The organism is uncultured Aquimonas sp., from assembly GCF_937888285.1.
In the GTDB taxonomy this organism is placed as follows: Bacteria; Pseudomonadota; Gammaproteobacteria; order Xanthomonadales; family Xanthomonadaceae; genus Aquimonas.
Map to the genome: position 1 here is coordinate 79,165 of NZ_CALART010000109.1, position 19,572 is coordinate 98,736.

Genomic DNA, 19,572 nt, shown 5'->3' on the forward strand with positions numbered 1-19,572 from the left:
CGAGGGGTGCGCGGCGCTGGCTAAGATGGCGCCCATTCTAGCCAAGGCCTATCCGATGAGCCCGACCCCCGAGCCCGCAGCCGTCGAAACCCTGCACGAAGCCCGCTTCCTGCGCCTGTGCCGGCGCGGCCGCTGGGAGTACGCCGAGCGCACCAATGCCGGCAGCGCGGTGATCGTGGTGGCGGTGACGCCCGAGGACCGCATCCTCTTCGTCGAACAGTTCCGCGAGCCGATCCAGCAGCGCAGCATCGAGATGCCGGCCGGTCTGGTCGGCGACATCGATGGCGAGGAGTCGATCGAACTGGCCGCCCAGCGCGAGCTGGAAGAGGAAACCGGCTGGCGGGCCGAGCGTGTCGAGTTCCTGATGATGGGGCCGTCCTCCTCGGGCATGAGCACCGAACAGATCGCCTTCGTCCGCGCCCACGGCCTGACCCGCGTTGGCGCCGGTGGCGGCGATGTCACCGAGAACATCACCGTCCACGAGATCCCTCGCACGCAAGCGCCCGCATGGCTGGATGCAAAGCGGCGCGAGGGCTACTCGATCGATCCCAAGCTCTATGCAGGGCTGTACTTCGTCGAGCGCAATCCCGATGGCAGCGCGGCTTGAGCCCCTCTCCCATTGGGAGAGGGGTTGGGGTGAGGGCGGGGTGTCCTCAGATTTGAATCGAGCGAGCGCTTGGCCGATGTAGCCGAGGCTCACCCTCGTTGCGCGCTTGGGGCAGTCGCGTTGCCCGGCCCTCTCCCCAACCCCTCTCCCTCGGGGAGAGGGGCCAAGAACGAATCCCGAATCCCGAATCCCTAATCCCGGGCCTTCAACACCTCACGCGCCGCGTTGTGCCCCGGCAGCCCACTGACGCCGCCACCCGGGTGCGCGCCGGAGCCGCACAGGTACAGGCCCTTGAGCGGCATCCGGTAGTTGCCGTGTCCCAGCACCGGCCTCGCGGAGAACAATTGGTTCAAGCTCAGCACGCCGTGGAAGATGTCGCCGCCGATGAGGCCGAACTCCTGTTCGAGGTCGAAGGGCGAGAGCGCGCGGTAGCCCAGCACCGAGGCCTTGAAGTTCGGCGCATACGCGTTGACGGTGTCGATCATCAGCTGCGCCACCGCGTCGCGATGGTCGGGCCACTGCTTGCCATCGGGCAGCTCGGGCGCGACGTGCTGGCAGAACAGGCTGGCGACGTGCGCGCCCTTGGGCGCCAAGCTGTCGTCCAGGGTCGACGGAATCAGCATCTCGACGATGGGCTGCTTCGACCAGCCGTGCTGGCGCGCATCGAAATAGGCCTGCTCCATGTAGCGCAGGCTGGGCGCGAGGATGATGCCGGCGGTGTGGTGCTCGGCGCGCGCGCGACCCGGCAGGCAGCTGAAGTCGGGCAGTTCGGACAGGGCCACGTTCATGCGAAAGGTGCCCGAGCCGCAGCGGTAGCCGCGCATGCGCTCGGCGAAGTCGGCGGGCAGCTCGGCCTGCGGCACCAGCCGGGTGAACAGCAGCTTGGGATTGACGTTGGCGACCACGCGCGCCGCGCGATGCACGCGACCGTCCTCGGTACGCACGCCGACCGCCCTGCCCTGCTCGACCAGCACCTCGGCCACGCCGGCATTGAGCTCGATCTGCACGCCGGCGACCTCCGCTGCGCGCGCCATCGCCTGGGTGATCGCGCCCATGCCGCCAATGGCATGGCCCCACACGCCGGCCTTGCCGTTGACCTCGCCGAACACGTGATGCAGCAGCACATAGGCGCTGCCGGCGGCATAGGGGCTGGCGTAGTTGCCGACCACGCCGTCGAAGCCGAACAGCGCCTGGATCGGCTCGGACTCGAACCAGCGCTCCAGATAGGCGCCCGCGGAATCGGTGAACAGATCGAGCAGATCGCGCTGGCCTTCGATGCCCAGCGCCGCGGCGCGCCGGCCCAGTCCGGCCGCGCGGATCAGCTCGGGCAGCGCGGCCAGCCAACCGCCCTCCGGCGGCACATTGGGCGGGGTCTGCACGGCCAGCTCGCGCAGCAGGCCGGCGATGCGATCGAGGTGCTGGCCGTAGGCCGGCAGCCGCTCGGCATCGCGGGCGCTGAACTTGGCCACCTCGGCCTGGGTCCGTCCTTCGCCCGCCTTGAGATAGCGGCCATCCGGCAGCGGCAGGAAATTGCCCAGCTCGCGCTCCACGATGCGCAGGCCGTGGCCGTGCAGGTCGAGCTCGCGGATCACCTTGGGGTGCAGCAGCGAGACCGTGTAGCTCGCGGTGGAGTTGCGGAAGCCCGGGTGGAATTCCTCGGTCACTGCCGCGCCGCCGACCACGCTTCTTCGTTCCAGCACGCGCACCGACAGGCCGGCCTTGGCCAGATAGGTGGCGCAGACCAGGCCGTTGTGGCCAGCGCCGATCACCAGCACATCGCTGCGCATGTCGCTCATCTCAGCGCTCCGTCATCTCGACGCTGACCTGGCCGATGCCCTCGACGCGCGCGGTGAGCCGATCCCCGACCACGCAGGGGCCGACGCCAGCGGGCGTGCCGGTGAACACCAGATCGCCTGGCTCCAGCCGCACGAAGGTCGAGAGATTCGCCAGCAGTTCCGGCACCGACCAGATCAGATCGGCGATGTCCGCCGACTGCCGCGTCTCGCCGTTCTGGATCAGCTCGATGCGCGCCGCTTTCGGATGGCCGATCCGCGCCGCCGGCGCGATCGCGCTGCAGGGGGCGGAGCGGTCGAAGCCCTTGGCCATGTCCCAGGGCTTGCCGCCCTTCTTGAACTGCGCCTGCAGGTCGCGGCGGGTGAAGTCGATGCCGACGCCGTAGCCGAACACGAGGGCCTGCGCCTGCTCGGGCGTGAGATTCGCGCCGCTGCCGCCGATCGCCACTACCAGCTCGGCCTCGTAGTGGAAATCTGCGGTCTGGCCCGGATACGGAATCCGCGCGCCGTCGGAGACCACCGCATCGGCCGGCTTCATGAAGAAGAACGGCGCCTCGCGGGTCGGGTCCGCACCCATCTCGCGGGCGTGCTCGGCGTAGTTGCGGCCCACGCAGTAGATGCGGCGCACCGGGAAGTACTGCGGGCTTTCAGCCACAGCGACGCAGGGCTGGGCGGGCGGCGGCAGGACGTAGACGCTGGACTGGGGCATGGGGTTCGTCTCTCGGGATTGGGGATTGGGGATTGGGGATTGGGGATTCGGGATTGGGGATTCGCAAGAGCCGGAGCAGAGCGACTCCCCTCTCCCTTCGTGTGAAGCGGAGAAGAACGCCTGTCGGCTGCCGGTGGCAGCCGACGTTCTCCGGAGCCCGCGCGAAGCGACGGCAGACCAAGGGAGGAGGCGAGTCTCGCGCGAGGTTCGCCCCCTCTCCCCAACCCCTCTCCCACCAGGGGAGAGGGGCTCCACATCAGGGGTCGAGAGACTGAGTCGCGCTCGCCCCCTCGCGCGTCCTGCGAACAGCCTGCAAAGCATAGCCGCGTGCACGTGGTTCGCACCCCTGCGTAAAGGCGCAGCACAGGCTTGACGCCGGCCCAAGCGCGAAACTTGCATGCCGCGAGTCAACACACCCCGCGCGGAGGCCCCCATGCTGCCCCAGGACGACGAAGACGCACTGCTGAAGCGGCACCGCTATGCGCTGCAGGAGATCGAGCGCGAGATCCGCAAGATCAACCGCGAGGTGATCCACCGCGACATCCCGAAGATCGAGCGCAAGCACGTGGTCGAACTGGCCAAGGTGGTGGCCGAGCACCGCGCCCGCTATCTCACCGCCGGCATGCGCCTGTCGTCCGCCAAGATCGGCACGCCGGAAGAGCAGGAGCTGATCCGCATCCTGCCCGGTCTGCGCCGCGAGTTCGAAACCGCCCGCGACGTGTTCGCTGCACTGGAGCGCGCCATCGAGCAGGCCTACGTCGACGTCGATCTGCGCTGAAGGCAACCGCGGCAGCTCACGTGGCCGCAGCAAGCCTCGCTACTGCGCTCGATCCCGTCGCCCCCGCGACGGCGGGGGCCCAGCCCGGCGCGCGCCGGTCGCTGAATCCCGGGACTCCCGCCCCTACGTTCAAGCGCACAGGTTCTGCGTGCGCGTGACTCATCCCAGCCTGCTGACCGGCATCCGCACGACGCACCGAGCCCAGTCACCCCAAGCGCTGCGCCCTGCCTTCTGGCACCCGCGCCGAAGCGCCGCAGGCGGCACCTTTGCAGCCCTGTCCAACGACCGGGCCCGCCGCTCATGACCCTGCTGTCCCCCCTCCCGCGCCGCCTGCGGCTCGCCGCACTGGCGGCCTTCAGCCTCGGTTTCGCCCTGCCCGCCTTAGCCGCTGAGCGCATCGAAGTCGGCAACCGCGTGACCGAAGGCGTGCCCGAGCTGCCGGCCGATCTGATCGAGCGCCTCGACCGCTACCAGAACACACGGCCGTCCAACTTTGCCGGCTGGGCCAGCGATGGCGAGCTGCTGATCGGCACCCGCTTCGGCGAGACCAGCCAGGTACACCGCGTGCGCGCGCCGCTGGGCATGCGTGAGCAGCTGACCTTCCACAAGGAGCCGGTGTCCTCGGTGCGCGCCCAGCCGGGCAGCAACGGCCGCGGCTTCGTGTTCGGCAAGGATGTCGGCGGCTCGGAGTTCTGGCAGCTCTACCACTACGACCTCGAGAGCCGCAGCACGCGCCTGCTCACCGACGGCGGCCGCAGCCGCAACGAGCAGCCAATCTGGTCACCCGACGGCCGCCTCATCGCCTGGTCGAGCACGGCCCGCAACGGCCGCGACAGCGACATCTGGGTGCGCTCGCTCGACGGCGAGGCGCGCGCCGTGCTGACCGAGGGCGGCAACTGGTTCGCCAACGACTTCTCGGCCGATGGCAAGCGCCTGCTGGTGCAGCGCTACATTTCGATCAACGAGAGCCAGCCGGGCGAGGTGGATCTCGCCACCGGCACGCTCGAGCGCTTCCCGGTCGAGGGCGGCAAGGCGGCCTTCGGCGGCCTGCGCTACGCGCCCGATGGCGAGGGCATCTACTTCATCTCCGACGAGAACAGCGAGTTCCGGCGCCTGCGCTACCACCGCCCCGGCCAACCGGTGCAGGTGCTCACGGCCGATCTCGACTGGAACGTGGTGGCCTTCGACATCGCCTCGGACGGCCGCCATCTGGCGTATGCGAGCAACGAGGACGGCATCTTCCGCCTGCACGTGCTGTCCCTGCCCGATCATCGTCCCGTGCCCCTGCCCGAGCTGCCGGTCGGCGTGATCGGCGGCATGGGCTTCTCGCCCGACGGCCAGCGCATCGCGCTGACGCTGAACAGCGCGATCACGCCCAGCGATGTCTATGTGGTGGATCTCGCCGCGCGCAGCCTGACCCGCTGGACCGAAGGCGAAGTCGGCGGCCTCGACGCCTCGCGCTTCGTTGCGCCCACGCTGATCCGCTACGAGAGCTTCGACGGCCTGTCGATTCCGGCCTTCTACTACCGCCCGGCTGGCGTGCCGGCCGACCGCAAGCTGCCGGTGGTGATCAACATCCACGGCGGCCCCGAGGCCCAGGCCCTGCCGGTGTTCAGCCCGGCCGTGCAGTTCATGCTCGACGAACTGCAGGTGGCCGTGCTGGTGCCGAACGTGCGCGGCTCGGCGGGCTACGGCAAGACCTTTCTCGACCTCGACAACGGGTTGAAGCGCAAGGACTCGGTCAAGGACATCGGCGCCCTGCTCGACTGGATCGCCCAGCAGCCGGGTCTCGATGCCGACAAGGTCGGCGTGTCGGGCGGCAGCTACGGTGGCTACATGGTGCTGGCAACCCTGGTCGACTACGCCGACCGCCTCGCCGCCGGCATCAACGTGGTCGGCATCTCGCACTTCAGCACCTTCCTGAAGAACACCGAGAGCTACCGCCGCGACCTGCGCCGCGCCGAGTACGGCGACGAGCGCGACCCGGAGATCGCCAAGTTCTTCGAGGAGATCGCGCCGCTCAACAACGCCGCGCAGATCCGCTCGCCGCTGTTCGTGGCCCAGGGCGCCAACGACCCTCGCGTGCCGCTGTCCGAAGCCGACCAGATCGTCGACGCGGTGCAGGGTAACGGCGGCGATGTCTGGTACCTGGTGTTCAAGGACGAGGGCCACGGCTTCGCCAAGAAGACCAACAGCGACTACTTCAGCGCCGCCAGCATGCTGTTCTGGCAGAAGCACCTGCTGGGCGAGTAGCTCAAGGCGCCACGCCCGCGGTCGATCCCGCGGGCGTGACTTGGGCTTTGCGAACCGCATTGCGTGGTCGCGGCCTTCGAAGCTGCAAGCCTGCTCGCGATACGGTCGGCGTGGCGAAGCGAAGGCCGTGGTCGCCTGCGAGCAGGCTCCTACACAGAGCGAGAGCGCGGCGCCCATCCTGACGGGATCTTCCCGGTTACCGATGCCCGGCTCCTGTAGGAGCGAGCTTGCTCGCGACCGCAGCGCGCCGGACTTGTCCATCGAAACGCTCTTGCCGCACCTGCCACGGCGCGGTTCCCGCGACACTGGGCGATCTTGAGGGAACGCGGTCCGCTGCGAGCAGGCTCCAATCAAGAGTGGAAGTGCGCCCCCAGCGCTGCGACGACGGCGCGCCAGGCTTTACCCGAATCCCGAATCCCGACGCAAGCATCATCGCACCGCGAACACCCGCCCCGCGGCAATCGTGGTGTCCAGCGCCAGCGAATCGGCGTCGAGCAACAGCAGATCGGCATCCGCCCCCACCTCAATGCGGCCCTTGCGCGGCAGGCCCCAGACCGAGGCCGCGCTGGAGGTGATCGGCCGAAGGGCATGCTCCAGCGCGAGGCCATGCGAGAGCACCAGCTCGCGCAGGCCCTCCAGCAGGCTGTGCATGGGCGCGAACTCGATCGACAGCAGGCGCCCCTGCGCATCGAAGCGAGGCAGGCTGGCCTGGCCATCCGTACTGAGGGTGATGCGCTCGATCGGGGCACCGTCTTCCAGCAAGGCCAGCAAGGCGCGCAGCGGCGGCACCTCGCCGGCTTCGAGCAGTTCGGCACTGGTGCTCGCGGTAATGTCGATGCTGCCGCCGGCATGCAGCCAGCGGCGCCCCTGCTCGAACAGGCGCGCGTTACGGCTCATGTGGGTCGGGTGCCACTGACCGCGCGGCAGCGGCGTCCGCGCGCCCAGCTGCTCCAGTAGATCGATGCCGTCGGCGCCGTCGCCGACGTGGATCAGCACGGTGCCGCGCTTGCCAGCCAGCATGCCGCCGACGCGCGCATCGGCGCCGATCCGCGCCAGCTCGTCGAAGCTGGGCTGCGAACCGCGGTGATCGGCGATCGCAATCTCGCCGACGCCCTGCATCTCGGGGATCAGCACCAGATCGGAGCGAACGCTGCCGGTCAGCGTCGCCACCGGCACTCGATAGCTGCCCGAGAGAACAAAGGCCGAAAGACCTTCGGCGTTCAGCGCGCGCGCGCAGGCCAGCAGGTCGGCGTGGCTGCGGGTGACTTCATCGGTGCCCAGCGCACCGATCAGCGTGGTGACGCCGGCGCGCAGCGCATCTTCGGCGCGCAGCGGATGCGCGCGGGTGGCAAAGCCGCCCTCGCCGCCACCGCCGCCGATGTGCACCAGGCTGTCGACGAAGCCCGGCACCAGCGGGCGACGGCGCGCATCGATGCGCCGCAGCGGCAGCGCGCTGCCCGGCTGCAGATCGCGCCCGATCGCCAGCACGCGGCCGGCAGCAATCAGCACATCCTGGCGACCGAGCGGCGCAGGGGCGAACACCTCGGCATCGGTGATCAGCAGCGGCGTGTCGCGTTCTTCGAGCAGCATCATTGGTATCCCGTCAGTACGCCAAGCGCGACGAAGCCCGCCGCCATGGCCAGCAGAAGAAGTTCGAAGCGCCAGACGATGCGCAGCCACTCCGCCCATGAGAGGCCGGCCACGCCGGTGGCGCCGATGAGCAGGGCCGAGGTCGGCACGACCAGGTTGGTGAGCCCGTCGCCGAGCTGGAAGGCGAGCACCGACACCTGCCGCGTCACGCCGACCAGATCGCCGAGGCCGGCCATCAGCGGCATGGTGATGGCCGCCTGCGCCGAGCCCGAGGTCACGAAGAAGTTGAAGCCCGACTGCAGGCCGAGCATGCCCAGCGCCGCCAGCATCGGCGGCGCGCCTTCGAACACCCAGGCCATCGCGTAGAGGAAGGTGTTGAGCACCGAAGGCGTGTGCGGATCGGTGCCGCCCAGCAGCCACAGCAGACCCTTGGCGGCGGCGATGACGAGCGCCACCGGCACCATCGAACGCACGCCGTCGGTGAACACCTCGGCGATGCGGTTGGCGCCGAGGCGACGGTCGATGAAGCAGATCAGACCGCTGACGAGGCCGAGGGTGAAGAACTGCGCGGCGATCTCGGGCAGGTAGTACCGGCGCTGGCTCACGCCCCAGACGATCCACACGACCGTCGCCAGCACCGCCAGCAGAATCGCGCGATCGGCCCAGCGCAGCGGCTCGGCGCGGATCAGTTCGGCCACGTCGCCCGCGTCCACCCGCTGCGCGCTGCGATGGCGCAGCGCAAAGCGCAGGGTGAAGGCGATGCCGACCGCGGTGAAGCAGGCCCACATGGCCATGCGGAAGTCGGCGCCCGACAGCGGATCCAGCCCGGCGATGCCCTGCGCCACCAGCACGCTGAACGGGTTGGTCCAGGAGGTCGCGAAGCCGATCTGGCTGGCCATGTAGGTGCACATCACCGCCGAGGCGCGCGGCAGGCCGAGGCGATCGGTCAGCGGCAGCAGCAGGGCGATGAAGGCGATGGTCTCCTCGCCCATGCCGAAGATCGCGCCGCCCAGCGAGAAGGCGATGAACAGCACGCTGAGCAGCAGCCAGTCGCGACTGCCGGTGATGGCGACCAGACGGAGCAGGCCGCGGTCGATCGCGCCCGAGGCCTGCACCACGGCGAAGCTGCCGCCGATGATGAAGACCAGGGCGATGACGCCGATCGCTGCGCCCGTGCGGCTGCCCGAGGCGAAGCCTTCGAACAGGAAATTGAGGAAGCCCGGCCCCTGCCCTTCCGAGAACAGGCTCAGGCCATGCTCGGGCTGGACCAGGCTGAAGCTGTCCAGCGACAGCGGCTGCCCCGGCGCGAATTGCCCGGCCGGCACCAGCAGGCTCACCGCGCTGAAGCCGAGCGCCACCAGGAACAGCAGCAGCAGGGTGTTGAGGCCCTTGGGTTCGGGGCTCGCGTTCAAGCGGTTCTCCAGACAGGCGAGGAAACAGAAAGCGGTGGACAGGAACACAGGCAGCAAGGACACCGCAAGACCGAAGTGACACGCAGAACTCGTCCGGGATCGCGCCCGGCCAACTCACGCAACATCGCGGGCACCTAGGGTGGGCCCTGGCCCACCGCAAGCCATGCTCCCGCCACGCTCGGGGATCCCGCGAAACGCACTCCGCGCGCGAGCACCCGCGCTACAGACCACAGACCGGGGCAGGCCAAAGGCCACGGTGGGCCAGGGCCCACCCTATAGCTGGACGGGGCTCATCGCCAAAGCAGTCGCGGGAGCCGGGCGTGGGGGGCGCCGGCTCCCGACGAACGACGGCCTGCATTGCCGAAGCGCAGACCATCGGGCCGAAGACGCGGGGAGGGAATCTTCGGCACCTGCGCCGCGGTACTCAGAACCGGTAGACGTAGTCCAGCGTCCAGAACCGGCCGAGGGTGTTGTGGTTGTAGAGGTCCACGTTGGTGGCCGAACCCAGCGCGATCGGCGGGTCGCGGTCGGCCAGGTTGCGGATGTTCAGGCTCATCGACTGGTGCTCGCCGAAGTCGCGGCCCACGGTGAGGTTGAGCGTGGTCCACGAACCGACGCGACGCTCCGCCGGCACCTCGGCGCGCTGGTCGTCGTCGAAGTACCCATCGACGTAGTTGGCGAAGAAGCGGGCGAAGCTGTCGCCGCGCACCCAGCGCAGGCCGGCGTTGGCGGTCCACTCCGGATAGCGGAACTCGCCAACGCGCTCGATCAGGCGCTGGCCGTCGCTGCAGGGGCCGGCGCCGCGTCGACTGTCGCTGCCGCCGCAGGATTCGCTGCGCTCGAAGCTGTTCACCCAGGTCGCATCCACCAGCAGGGTGAGTCGACCCCAGGCCTGCTCCTCGAAGCGGTGCTCAAAGCGCAGGTCGATACCGTCGGTGCGCTGGCGGCCGATGTTGATCAGCTGCAGATTGACCTGGTCGACGTTGCCGCCGATGCGGCCGTTGCGGATGCCGATGCCGAGCTGGCCGGGCGGCAGATCGGCCGTGCGGAAGACGAGACTGGGGTCGTTGAGCGCGCGCCGGAACAGCTCCAGGTCATCGATGTCGACGAGGTCGCGCTGGTCGAAGTTCCAATAGTCGAGGCTCAGCGTGGTGGCATCGCCCAGGCTGAACACGCTGCCCAGATACCAGGCTTCCGAAGTCTCGGCCTTCAGATCCGGATTGCCGTAGACCTCGGACAGATAGCCGTCGTCACCGCTGAAGCCGCCGCAGAAGCTGTCGAAGAACTCACTGCCCGGCGAACACGGCACCGCACCCGAGCTGAGCGTGGTGCCGGCACCGACCTGGGCCAGCGAGGGCGCGCGGAAGGAGGTGTTCCAGCCGGCGCGCAGCACCACGTCGTCGTGGGGCTGCCAGCGCAGGCCCAGGGCCGGGTTGAAGTCGCCGCCGAAGTCGCTGTAGTGGTCGTAGCGCGCCGCCAGGCGCAGGTCGAAGTTCGCGTGGAAGGGCAGGAAAGCTTCGGCATACAGCGCCTGCTGGCGGCGGTCGGCCTGCACTGCGGTCGAGCCGAAGCCGTAGACCGGCACTTCGCCGGTGGCGGGGTCGAGCGTCGCCAGCGGCGAAGGCGCATCGACGATGTCCTCGCGGCGCGCCTCGACACCCAGCGCCCAGCCGATGTCACCGCCGGCCAGCTGGCCCCACAGGCGCGACAGCCGCGCATCGACGCTGAGCAGTTCTGACTCCCCCTCGCGCGGCACCCTCTCGCGCAGCAGGTCCAGCACCTGCGCACTGTTGTTCAGCTGCCCACCAAAGGGGTTGTAGTACAGCCCGCCGCTTCCCGGCGCGCAGTTGGTGGCGCCCGAGCCGCAGAGCTCGCCCAGCAGGCTGGCGCGGAAACGCTCGACGTTGTAGATGCCGGCCACCGCCTCCTGGGTCGAGCGGCTGCGCGAATAGCTGGCTGTGGTCTCCCAGTCCCAGTCGCCGGCGCTGCCGCGCAGGCCGTTCAGCCAGCGCAGGTTGCGGGTTTCGACCTCGATCTCGCGGGCATCCGGAAAGCGGCCCCAGCCGAACACGGTGAAATCCGGATCGGCGCCGGCTGCAAGCAGGCGCGCGCGCAGTTCGGCCGGCATGCCGGGGTGGTTGAAATCGATCTCTTCCTCGCTCCAGGGCGCCGGCGCGCTCGCTGCGCGCGAGCGGTTCTGCTGCAGGGCCAACTCGGTGAAATACTCGGTGGCGTCCGACAGCTGCAGCTGCCAGGTGGCGTACAGGCCGTAGCGCTCGGTTTCCGGATCGGTCGGCGTGAACGCGTTGCGGTTGAGCGTGCAGTAGGCGCCGAAGCGGCTGTTGGGAAAGCCAGGGCGACCGTCGAAGCGCTGGTCGTCGGGACAGCCGGCTTCGACCAGATCGAGGTCCATCTCGGCGAGGTCGTTGATGCTCGGGTAGATACCCTGCTGCGAAGGCCGCGGCTCCACCGCGCTGATTGCGCGATCGCGGTCGTAGAGCGCGTTGCGCTGGAAGGCGTCGAACACCAGCATGCCGCGCGAGCGCTCGCCGACGTAGCCCGACACCAGGTTGAAGTTGGCCCGACTCTCGTCGGTGTCGGCCTCGGAATCGCCGTAGCTCGCCGACAGGCGCAGGCCGTCAAAATCGTCGCGCAGGATGAAGTTCACCACGCCAGCCACGGCGTCGGCACCGTAGATCGCCGAGGCGCCGGTGGTCAGCACTTCGACGCGTTCGATCGCCGCCAGCGGAATGGCATTGATGTCGACGAAGTTCTCCGAGCCCGAGGCGAAGGACGAGGCCGCGATGCGGCGGCCGTTGACCAGGGTGAGGGTCGACGCGGTGCCCAGTCCGCGCAGCGAGACCGCGGCCGAGCCGGCCGGCGCATCGGCCTGCAGCGCGCCGGAATTGGCGGTGCTGAAGCTGCCGGTACCGCCGCGCGCGGCAGCGATCTGGGTGACGAGATCACCGACCGTGATCGCGCCGAACTGGCGGATGTCCTCGGCGTCGATGACGGTGATCGGCTGCGCTTCCTGCAGGTCGATGCCGCGGATGTTGCTGCCGGTGACCAGGATCTGGTCGAGCGTCTCGGTCTCGTCTTCGACAGTCGGCGGCGCCGGCTGCTGGGCAACGGCAGTCGACACGAAGGACAGGCTGCACAGGGCCGCGACGATGGCGGCCGACAGGGCTCGGGTCTTGCGCATGCTGGATTTCCCCACGGATGCCCGATGGCGCCACAGGCGCGACGAGGGCAAGGATTCGGTCGCCCGGCGCATGCCCAAGGCGGGCCTTCGAGGGCCCGGGACATCACCGGTCAGGAGCTACCGCAGGGAAACGCCTACTCGTCCCACCACTCGCTCAAGTAGTAGGTGCGCGCGATGTGCCGGATGTGGTTCCGCGGCTTGAACATGGGCGCAGGCAGGAAGGACGACGCGGCGAAGCATTACGCCGCTGTTCGCGCGGCGTCAAGTCGACCGCCAGCGCCCGCGGCGACCGGCACCGCGGCGCCGCTTGCGTGATCGCCCGGCTGCTGACTACCGTGGAATGCATGAACCTTCGTTCGCGCATCGCCCTCGCCCTCCTGCCGCTCTGCGTAATGGCGAGCGGGTCAAGCCGCGCCGCGGATGGCGCCGTCGGTTCCACGCCTGAACACTCCGAACGGACACTCATCCTCGCCGGCGGCGCCCTGCCGGTGTGCTCGGATCTCGCTCCGCGCGCCTGTATCTCGGCGCCTGAACCAAGACACGACTCGCGGACGGCTCCGCTGTACCGGACCGATCCGGAAGCCTTTTCCGAACAGCACTTCGCGACTTCGCTTGCCGCGGTCCGCGATCAACTTCCGCAGCCGCTCGCGCAGATGCTGAACCACGCCGCCGAACAGGCCGGAGGCCTACCGGTCAAGGCCGACGCACTTGAGGAGATACTGTTCACCTACTGCGCGGATGCAGGAACCGGCAAGGCCTGCCCGCACGCACAGCGCAGCCCCTGGCTGCGACTCACCGATGCCGAGCGCGCCGGCCTGCTGTCGACGCTCGAGCTGCCGCAGATCGACGCTGCCGGCGAGCGCAGGCGTGAACGCGCGTACCCGGCGCAGTCGCGCGAAGCGCACGGCAGCGCCGTGCTCGCCAGCGTGGTCGAGGCGGCTTCCGCGCGCAGTGCGGGCGATGCGCCGCGCATCCTGATCGTCACCGCCTCGGCGCTGGACCCGATGGAAGCCGTCGACTTCTATCGCTCCGCCTTTACCGAACTCGGCGCTCGCGCCGAATGGCTGCCGCTGGATGCCGCTGTCGCGCGCGCAATCGAGACGGGCGACTGCGATCTGATCGGGCATCGCCGCGCGGTGCTCGGCCTGCACCGGCGCGAGCAGGTCTATCCTGATCTGCACGCCGAGCAGCAGCAGGCCTGCGCGCAGCCGGACGCGCTCAGCGCGCGAATCGCATCCGCCCAGGCGCTGTTCTTCGCCGGGGGCGACCAGTGGCGGCTGCGCCAGGCCTTTGTCCGCGCCGACGGCGGCGCCCTGCCCTGGCTCGATGCCCTGCGCGCTGCGCACGCGCGCGGCGACCTCGTGGTCGGCGGCACCAGCGCGGGCGCGGCCGTGCAGTCGGCGGCCGCCATGCTCACCAACGGCAGCCCGGCCTCGGCCCTGCGCGAGCCGGGTCGGCCTGCGGCTCCGCCTGAACCCGGCTGCGCGCGGGCGGGGCTGTGCAGCGACGCGGACGAGCAGCGGCTGAGCTTCTGGGCCGAGGGCGGCCTCGGGCTCGCCGCGGACGCGATCGTCGACACCCATTTCTCCGAACGCGCACGCGAACCGCGACTGCTGCGCCTGCTCGCGCAGACCGGCGCGCGCATCGGCTATGGCGCGGACGAGGCCAGCGCATTGCGCATCGACAGCCGGGGCGAGAGGCGCAGCGTGCAGGCCATCGGTCGCGAGGGCGGCTGGGTATTCCTGCGCGACACCGACACCGGCAACGACGCGCTGGAGGCGCAGGTGTTCCATCTCGGCCCGGGCGCGCGACTGCGCATCGATGCCGGTTCGGCAGCGCTGTCGGACCCTGCCGGCGCGCCCTGCCTGGGTGCTGACGCCGATTCCGCTGGAGCACCAGGCAGCGCTGATGCAGACCCGAAGCGCGCGGCTCGCCACCTCAGAGATGTAGTCGCCCGCGACGCCAGCTCGGAGGCCGCCGCCAAAGCGCAGAGCGCACTGGACCCGGGCGCCAGCCGAGCCGCCGCGCGCGCGCTGGCCCGCTGCGGAATCGATGCGGTCGAACTGCCCGGCCCCGCGGGGCGGCTGGTGATCGAGCGCACACCGCAGACGCGCATCAGCGCGGGTTCTGCAGGGCTCGGCATCGGTCCACTGCGCATGCGCTGGCTGCCTGACTGAGCGCGGCCCTACAGGACCACAGACGTCGTTCGGCGCTGCGCATCCTCGGGACTCGCTGGCGGATGCGCTGCGCTTATCCGCCCTACGACTCGAGTGACGCATTGAGCCTATCGAAGTCATGAGCCGCTGTGCGCGTAGGGTACATAAGCGCAGCGCATGTACCTACGACTCGAGCGACGCCTTGCATCCGTCGGAGCCGCAGACGGCTGTGCGCGTAGGGTTCCCAAGGACCTCGCCTCGGCCCTGAGCACCTCGCCCCTGCCCGAGCATCCGGCCCCACGCCTTCGATTCACTCCGAGCAATGCGTCCTTCGCCCTCGCTGGCGGATGCGCTGCGCTTATCCGCCCTGCGGCCCGAGTGACGCGCTGTGCCTATCGAAGTCATGAGTCGCTGTGCGCGTAGGGTACATAAGCGCAGCGCATGTACCTACGACTCGAGCGACGCCTTGCATCCGTCGGAGCCGCAGACGGCTGTGCGCGTAGGGTTCCCAAGGACCTCGCCTCGGCCCTGAGCACCTCGCCCCTGCCCGAGCATCCGGCCCCACGCCTTCGATTCACTCCGAGCAATGCGTCCTTCGCCCTCGCTGGCGGATGCGCTGCGCTTATCCGCCCTACCACTGCCCGCAAATCGCCAGAACCCGTCGCTGCGAACACCGCCCCGGGGCGTCCACTGTGCCTGCCGCGCGCCCACTGCCGCGGTGATCCCCGCAGAGGACTGCCTCATGTTCAAGCGAGAAACCCGAAAGCCCCGTCTGCCCGTGTTGGTGCCGCTCGGAACTCCGGTGCCGCGGGCTCCACTGAATTCCGCAGCCACTCCGCGAACCGCCCTGCCCGCTGCAGCCTTGCATGCGCGCGCGCCTCGGGAGCAGGGACCATGGACCTGACCTTGCCTCCGCACCTGCGCGAACCCGGGCATCTGGTGCCGCGCGATGACCCGCCCCACGACAGTCGTCCCATCCCCGCCGCAGCAGCACCAGCAAGGCTGCCCCCGGACGCTGCGGCCCTGCCGCGCAGCACCGTGTGCCAGCGCCGCCCGGTCTGCGGGCTGATCGACTGGCGCCGCACAGAGCCGATGCCGGCTGCGACGCGCCACATTGCCCGGCCATCGAGCACCGCACCGACCGCTGCCACGGACGTCCGCTAGACCGCCCCAAGCGCTGGCCCCACGCCCCATAGGGTGGGCCCTGGCCCACCACGGGCACGACGCTCGCCGCAGCTACGTCCGCCGACCGCGGCCCTGCGATCCGCTTCGTCACCCGTTCCCCGCGGAAGGCGCCCGGCAGGCGTCCGCGCAAGCGGCTACGAGCTAAGGCGCATCGAGCCCGAACCCTGAGGCCCCCTGCCGGACTTCGCGCAGCAGCGGCGCCTCGGACACCAGCGCGGTCTGCAGCACCTGCAGGGCCCGCTCATGCTCGGCGCGCGCATCCGGCCCCTGCGCCAGCGCTTGCGCACGCCGCACCACCAGCTCGGCCCAGCGTGGATGGTCCGGTGGCAAGGCCTCGCGGGCCAGTGCGATCGCGGCATCGAGCGCCACGCGGGCGCCCTCCGGATCGCCGAAGGCCAGCGCCAGCTCGGCCTCGGACTCCAGCAACCGCACCCGCAGCAGCGGATCGCGCGGCGCCAAGGCCTCGAACTGGGCCTTCGCCGAGTCGAACTGCTGCGTGGCCGCCGCGCGGCTGCCGCTGCGCGCTTCGAGTCGCGCCAGCAGCAGGCGATTGCCCATCAGCTCGACATGCGGCTCGGCCAGCGCGCGCCCACGCAGATCCAGCGCGCGCTCAAGCTCGACCCGCGCGGCCGCGAGATCGCCGCGCAGCATCAGCAGGCGCCCCAGGTTGTTGTGGGCGCGCGCTGTGGCCAGATGCTCAGGGCCCAGCGCGGCGCTGCGGATGCGCAGCGAATCGCGCAGCAGCGGCTCGGCGCCGCCGAAATCGCCGCGATCCTCCAGCAGGCTGGCGAGGTTGTTGATCACCACGGCCGTGTCCGGCGAATCCGCCCCGCGACGCAGCAGGTTGATGCGCAGGGCCTCGCGATACGCCCCTTCGGCTTCGACATAGCGGCCGAGGTCGTGCAGGCCGGTCGCGAGTTCGTTGGTGACGCTGGCCACCCGCACGCTGTCGGCGCCGTGCGCACGCACGCGCAGCGCGCGCTGGTGCTCGAAGCTCTCGACCGCACGCGCCAGTTCGCCGCGATCGCGATACACGTTGGCCAGCACTTCGAGGCTGGTCAGCACCCGCGGATGACCCTCTGGCACCAGCGCCCGCTTGGCCGCCAGCGAGCGCTGCAGCCAATCTTCCGCCTCGTCGAAACGGCCGAGGCGACGCGCCGCGAGCCCCAGGTTGTGCAGGGTGGCGGCGGTTTCGATGCTCTGCTCGCCGAAGGCGGCGAGGCGGATCTCCAGCGCGCGCTGCAGCAGCGGCAGGGCTTCGGCGCTGCGGCGTTCGGCGTCCAGCAGCAGGCCCTGCATGTTCAGCGCGTTCGCCAGCGCCGGATGCTCCGGCGGCAGGCCCGCCTCGGCCAGCGCGCTGGCGGACTCGGCGATCGCCAGCGCCTCGGGGCGCCGGCTGAGCGAGTTCAGCGCATGCGCCAGCGAGTCCATCAGCAGCAGGCGCTCGCCCAGCTCAAGATCCGGCGGCGCCAGGCTCTCGGCCATGCGCAGCAGGGCCAGCGCTTCGGTGGGCAGTCCGATGCGCTCGTAAATCAGCCCGAGGGTGACGCCCAGCCGCAGCTTCAGCCGCGGCTGGCGGTCCAGGCTCTGCTCCAGCTCGGAGCGCGCGGCGTCGATCAGCTCGCGCGCGGTGGTGTCGGCGCGTTCGCCGGCCTCGGGGTCGGCGTGCTCGAACACGGCCAGCAGGAAGTCGACGGTCTCGCGATTGCTTTCGGCTTCCAGCCGCGCGGCACGCTCCGCCGCCTGCGCGCGCTGCAGCTGCTGCTGCAGGCTGAAGGTGAAGCCCAGCGCCATCGCCAGCAGCACGCCACCCACGGCGAACGCGGGCCAGCGCCGCTGCAGCAGGCGCCGCAGGCGATAGCCGCGCCGATGCGCCAGCGGCGACACCGGCCGGCGCTCGAAGTAGCGCTCGATGTCCTCGGCCAGGGCTTCGGCGCTGGCGTGCCGCTGTTCCGGCGCGGCCGCGCAGGCTCGCATCACGATCGCATCCAGATCACCGCGCAGTCGCCCCGCCCAGGGCAGACCGCTGCGGCGGGCGCGCCCGCTGGGCGGCTGGGTCGGCGGCGTCGCCGTCGACGGATCGCCCTGCGGGTCCTCGGCGCTGGGCGCGACCAGCTCGGACAGGATCAGGCCGAGGCTGTAGATGTCGCTGGCGGCAGACAGTGCTTCGCCGCGCTTCTGTTCCGGGCTGGCGTAGCGCGGCGTCATGTAGCCCTGGCCCTGCAGGTCGTGACTGTCGGCCAGCCGGGCGATGCCGAAATCGAGCAGCACCGGCGAGCCGTCGGCGCGCACCAGGATGTTCGAAGGCTTCAGATCGCAGTGCAGGATGAGATGCCGATGGGCGTGGCCCACGGCCCGACAGACCTGCTGGAACAGCCGCAGCCGCGCCGGCAGGTCCAGCGCCTGCGCGCGGCACCAGCGGTCGATGCGCTCGCCCTCGATGTACTCCATCACCAGATGCGGCTGGCCGTTCGGGCTGGTGCCGCCGTCCAGCAGACGGGCGATGTGCGGATGCGCGAGGTCCGCGAGGATCTGCCGCTCGCGTTCGAGCATGCGGTTCTCGCCCGGCTGGCCCAGCGCACGCAGGCGCTTGATCGCGACCTTGAGCTGGTACTGGCCGTCGGCGCGCTCAGCCAGGTAGACCCGACCCATACCGCCTTCAGCCAGCGTCGAGAGGATGCGCCAAGGCCCCAGCCGCGTGCCCGGCGCCAGCTCGGGGTCGAGGTTCGCGAGCAGGGCCGCCACCGGCTGCGGCAGGCCAATGCCGCGGGTCTGCGCATCGCAGAGCGCAAGCACTTCCTCGGCCACCGCCGCGCTGGCGCCGGCCGCGCGCAGGGCTTGGCGCCACTGCTCCGGCGGCAGCTCGCAGACTGCGTCGAACAGGCGCCGCACCTCGGCCCAGTCGAGCGCGCTCATGGCGGCGTCCGCGCGAACTGCAGCACGGCCTCGGCGACCGCCTCGGGCAGCTCCATCATCGGCATGTGCGCGCAGTCCTGCAGCTCGACCCGGCGCGCGCCGGCGATGCGCGCCGCGTACTGTTCAGCGGCGCTTGCATCGACCACGGGATCGATCGCACAGCCGAGCACCAGGGTCGGCAGGCGGATGGCCGCGGCGGACTCGCCGGGCAGGAAGGCGTCCTCGCCGCGCAGCGCGCCCAGCGCTTCGATCTCGAAGCCGCGGTCGGCGCGGCGCCGCTCCACCAGGGCCGTCTTCAGCGGCCAGGGCAGCAGCGGTGGCTCGCGGAACACGAGGCCCAGATAGGCGTCGAGCTCGGCCACGCTGTCGACGCCGAACGGATGCTCGCCGCGGAGCACGGCGAGGCCGAAGGCGTTGTCGCGATAGCGCACGCCGGCGGCACTCATCAGCACCAGCGAACGCAGGCGCTGCGGATGGCGCGCCGCGGTCAGCGCGGCGATGCCGCCGCCCATCGAATGGCCGACCAGTCGCACCTGCTGCAGCTCCAACTGCGCGATCAGGGCCGCGACGCGCTCGGCCTGCGCAGCGTAGCCGTAGTCGGCCTGCGCGCGGCGCTCGGACTCGCCCCAGCCCGGCAGGTCGGGCATCAGCACCGGCACATCGTCGGGCAGCGCGCGCAGCAGCGGCAGCCAGTTCTCCTTGCTGCCGGTGAAGCCGTGCAGCAGCAGCCAGACCGGCTGCGCGGGATCGACCACGCCGCGCTGCAGCAGCACCCAGCGCTCGCCGCCGACCTGCAGCTCGATGCGCGCAGCACCGCTGCGCCAGGCCTCCAGGCGCAGGGCCTGGCGCAGCAGCCAGTCCGGCGCGAGCAGGCCCAGCGCGAGATAGACCAGCAGGGGCAGCGCCAGCAGCGCCAGCCACGGCGCCCAGCGGCGGCGTCGACGGCTGAAGCGGCGGCGCCGGCTCATCGG

General features: G+C 70.5%; 11 protein-coding genes. 4 read left to right on the forward strand and 7 right to left on the reverse strand.

What is annotated here, in order from left to right; all coding sequences use genetic code 11:
• The first annotated feature begins 55 nt into the window (after nucleotides 1–55).
• Nucleotides 56–607 carry an NUDIX hydrolase gene (locus Q0654_RS19680; RefSeq protein WP_298856705.1) on the forward strand — a complete coding sequence of 184 codons (552 nt, stop codon included), beginning with the start codon at nucleotides 56–58 and terminating at the stop codon, nucleotides 605–607.
• Between the two features lie 191 nt (nucleotides 608–798).
• Here the strand turns inward: Q0654_RS19680 and Q0654_RS19685 are convergent, their stop codons facing one another.
• Nucleotides 799–2,403 (reverse strand): NAD(P)/FAD-dependent oxidoreductase, encoded by a 1,605-nt coding sequence (locus tag Q0654_RS19685; RefSeq protein WP_298856706.1) that lies wholly within the window; start codon nucleotides 2,401–2,403, stop codon nucleotides 799–801.
• A gap of 1 nt (nucleotide 2,404) precedes the next feature.
• On the reverse strand, nucleotides 2,405–3,109 hold the full coding sequence (locus Q0654_RS19690) for a fumarylacetoacetate hydrolase family protein (protein ID WP_298856707.1): 705 nt from the start codon (nucleotides 3,107–3,109) through the stop codon (nucleotides 2,405–2,407).
• A gap of 433 nt (nucleotides 3,110–3,542) precedes the next feature.
• Between Q0654_RS19690 and Q0654_RS19695 the strand changes: the two genes are divergently transcribed.
• Together Q0654_RS19695 and Q0654_RS19700 are read left to right on the forward strand one after the other, a co-directional pair.
• Nucleotides 3,543–3,887: a hypothetical protein gene (locus Q0654_RS19695; RefSeq protein WP_298856708.1), complete on the forward strand. Its 345-nt coding sequence runs from the start codon at nucleotides 3,543–3,545 to the stop codon at nucleotides 3,885–3,887.
• A gap of 300 nt (nucleotides 3,888–4,187) precedes the next feature.
• Nucleotides 4,188–6,140, forward strand: coding sequence for a prolyl oligopeptidase family serine peptidase (locus tag Q0654_RS19700; RefSeq protein ID WP_298856709.1), 1,953 nt, complete (start codon nucleotides 4,188–4,190; stop codon nucleotides 6,138–6,140).
• A 429-nt stretch (nucleotides 6,141–6,569) separates the two neighbouring features.
• Here Q0654_RS19700 and iadA read toward each other — a convergent pair whose 3' ends face one another.
• From iadA to Q0654_RS19715, 3 genes are all read right to left on the reverse strand, one after another.
• Complete coding sequence (iadA, locus tag Q0654_RS19705; RefSeq protein ID WP_298856710.1) at nucleotides 6,570–7,730, reverse strand: beta-aspartyl-peptidase; 1,161 nt, start codon at nucleotides 7,728–7,730, stop codon at nucleotides 6,570–6,572.
• The gene (locus Q0654_RS19710; RefSeq protein WP_298856711.1) at nucleotides 7,730–9,142 is read right to left on the reverse strand and encodes an AbgT family transporter; all 1,413 of its coding nucleotides are present in this window, start codon (nucleotides 9,140–9,142) and stop codon (nucleotides 7,730–7,732) included. Before Q0654_RS19710 ends, iadA begins: the two co-directional genes overlap by 1 nt.
• Nucleotides 9,143–9,566: 424 nt before the next feature.
• Entirely contained in the window at nucleotides 9,567–12,344 is a 2,778-nt protein-coding gene (locus tag Q0654_RS19715) for a TonB-dependent receptor (protein WP_298856712.1), read from the reverse strand.
• A gap of 344 nt (nucleotides 12,345–12,688) precedes the next feature.
• Here Q0654_RS19715 and Q0654_RS19720 point away from each other — a divergent pair, with 344 nt between their 5' ends.
• Nucleotides 12,689–14,521, forward strand: a complete 1,833-nt coding sequence (locus Q0654_RS19720; protein ID WP_298856713.1) for a Type 1 glutamine amidotransferase-like domain-containing protein — start codon at nucleotides 12,689–12,691, stop codon at nucleotides 14,519–14,521.
• Nucleotides 14,522–15,826: 1,305 nt separating this feature from the next.
• Here Q0654_RS19720 and Q0654_RS19725 read toward each other — a convergent pair.
• Together Q0654_RS19725 and Q0654_RS19730 are read right to left on the reverse strand one after the other, a co-directional pair.
• Nucleotides 15,827–18,601 carry a serine/threonine-protein kinase gene (locus tag Q0654_RS19725; protein ID WP_298856714.1) on the reverse strand — a complete coding sequence of 925 codons (2,775 nt, stop codon included), beginning with the start codon at nucleotides 18,599–18,601 and terminating at the stop codon, nucleotides 15,827–15,829.
• On the reverse strand, nucleotides 18,598–19,569 hold the full coding sequence (locus Q0654_RS19730) for an alpha/beta fold hydrolase (RefSeq protein WP_298856715.1): 972 nt from the start codon (nucleotides 19,567–19,569) through the stop codon (nucleotides 18,598–18,600). The genes Q0654_RS19725 and Q0654_RS19730 overlap by 4 nt, the downstream gene beginning before the upstream one ends.
• Between the last annotated feature and the right edge of the window lie 3 nt (nucleotides 19,570–19,572).

Bases quoted from the DNA above. Each gene is read 5' to 3' on its own strand.
- Q0654_RS19730 (WP_298856715.1), bottom strand. From the start codon at position 19,569: ATGAGCCGGCGCCGCCGCTTCAGCCGTCGACGCCGCCGCTGGGCGCCG.
- Q0654_RS19700 (WP_298856709.1), top strand. From the start codon at position 4,188: ATGACCCTGCTGTCCCCCCTCCCGCGCCGCCTGCGGCTCGCCGCACTG.
- Q0654_RS19695 (WP_298856708.1), top strand. From the start codon at position 3,543: ATGCTGCCCCAGGACGACGAAGACGCACTGCTGAAGCGGCACCGCTAT.
- Q0654_RS19720 (WP_298856713.1), top strand. From the start codon at position 12,689: ATGAACCTTCGTTCGCGCATCGCCCTCGCCCTCCTGCCGCTCTGCGTA.
- Q0654_RS19685 (WP_298856706.1), bottom strand. From the start codon at position 2,403: ATGAGCGACATGCGCAGCGATGTGCTGGTGATCGGCGCTGGCCACAAC.
- Q0654_RS19680 (WP_298856705.1), top strand. From the start codon at position 56: ATGAGCCCGACCCCCGAGCCCGCAGCCGTCGAAACCCTGCACGAAGCC.
- Q0654_RS19725 (WP_298856714.1), bottom strand. From the start codon at position 18,601: ATGAGCGCGCTCGACTGGGCCGAGGTGCGGCGCCTGTTCGACGCAGTC.
- Q0654_RS19690 (WP_298856707.1), bottom strand. From the start codon at position 3,109: ATGCCCCAGTCCAGCGTCTACGTCCTGCCGCCGCCCGCCCAGCCCTGC.
- iadA (WP_298856710.1), bottom strand. From the start codon at position 7,730: ATGCTGCTCGAAGAACGCGACACGCCGCTGCTGATCACCGATGCCGAG.
- Q0654_RS19715 (WP_298856712.1), bottom strand. From the start codon at position 12,344: ATGCGCAAGACCCGAGCCCTGTCGGCCGCCATCGTCGCGGCCCTGTGC.